General features: G+C 56.7%; 2 protein-coding genes. Both read left to right on the plus strand.

Going from position 1 to position 1,619, the window contains the following annotated elements; all coding sequences use genetic code 11:
- Nucleotides 1-941, plus strand: a 941-nt coding sequence (locus NKH90_RS34465) for a GHMP family kinase ATP-binding protein (RefSeq protein ID WP_352823754.1), incomplete at its 5' end; no start/stop codon positions are given.
- Between the two features lie 10 nt (nt 942-951).
- Nucleotides 952-1,619, plus strand: a 668-nt coding sequence (locus NKH90_RS34470) for a pyridoxal-phosphate dependent enzyme (RefSeq protein WP_352823757.1), incomplete at its 3' end; no start/stop codon positions are given.

The raw sequence follows: 1,619 nt of genomic DNA on the forward strand, positions 1-1,619 counted from the left end.
CGTTCGGCGGCACAGATGCGACAGAGATCATCGCCGAGGGCGGGCCGCAGCCAGGGAATAATTCTGGCCACGGCGACGCTCTTTGTTGCGGCACATTCGGCGAGTTGCTGCAAGGCCAATTGCCGGTCGGCTGCGTTCCCCGGGACCCTCACTTCTTGGTCACGATGCCCATCGCGCTCTTTGCGCGTGCCCACTTCATCCCGATTGCGGGCACACGATCCGTAACCGTTTATCCGTCACATAAAGTCAAAGCAAAACGACTGGCTGAGAATCTCGTGATTGCGCTCGGTGCCTCTGGAGGAATCCTCCTTTTGCAATCCGAGCTCCCCGAAGGCAAAGGGCTGGCGAGTTCGTCTGCGGATCTTGTTGCGGCTGCACGGTCAATCGCCTGCTGCTTCAAGCGTAGAGTCCGGACATCATTGATGGAGAAGCTAATGGCGGAGATAGAACCATCTGACGGGGTGATGTACCCAGGAGTGGTCGCATATCAGCAGCGAGCATGTAGCCTTCTCTCCTTCCTTGGGCAAATGCCGCCGCTAGCAATCGTTGGTATTGATGAAGGAGGGACAGTCGAAACCGTCGACTATGATCAACGGCGAGGTGAAATCTCCGCCAGTCACAGAGCAGAATATCAGGAATTACTCGACCGCGCACGGATGGCAATTCCGCGGGGTGACACGGCCGCGATAGGCCGAATAGCTACGGCCAGCGCGCTCCTGCATCAGGAGCGGGTCCCAAAGGAGCATCTGAACTCGATGCTGAAAGCATCCGAGGCCACTGGCGCTCTCGGCGTGATAGTCGCGCACAGCGGCACAATGATTGGAATCCTGCTTGATCGAACGGCGGCTGACTTTCCACGGAAGCTTCGAGCAGTGCTCGCCCATATATCGCCCTTCGACAACTCGCCAAAAATATACCTGACCATGACTGGCTGTCGATGAGGTAAGCAACATGGACGCTGTTCGCAAAACCCTGCCATTCTCGGGCTATTCTGATGCCTATGCTCTCCCCAGCATTATTAGGTGTGAGACAAACCTCTATCTTGCGCAGTTCGCGTTCATGAAGCTTCTCCCGGCGAAATACATCATTGAGCAGGCGCTGGCTCGAGGGACGTTGACGCACGGCATGAAAGTTCTCGAGACCTCGAGCGGAACCTTTGCGCTGGGTTTGGCGGTAGTTTGCCGAGAACGTGGATTCCAGCTCGAAATCTTCACAGACCCAGTGATGGACAAAGGCTTGGAAAACAGGTTGCGCTCCTTGGGAGCCGAAGTGTTCATAATAACTGAAAAGGCGAAGCAAGGTGGCTATCAAAGGAGCCGCCTCGACGCATTACACGCTAGGATGAGACAGTTGGGGCCCTCCTGTTTCTGGCCCCGGCAATACGAAACCCCGGACAACCCCGCAGCCTATAAACTTTTCGCCGACCAGCTATCGGAGATGTTGGGCGCCGACGTAACTTTGGTGGGTTCTGTCGGATCTGGCGGCTCTACCTGCGGGACAATAGAGCGACTTCGCCAAAAAGCCGCTGGTGCGCGCCTGGTCGGAGTTGACACCTTCAATAGCGTCATCTTTGGCCAACCGGACGGCGAACGGAAACTGCGGGGGCTGGGGAACAGTCT

Origin of the sequence: Mesorhizobium sp. M0898 (genome assembly GCF_040319695.1) — a bacterium.
GTDB lineage: Bacteria > Pseudomonadota > Alphaproteobacteria > Rhizobiales > Rhizobiaceae > Mesorhizobium.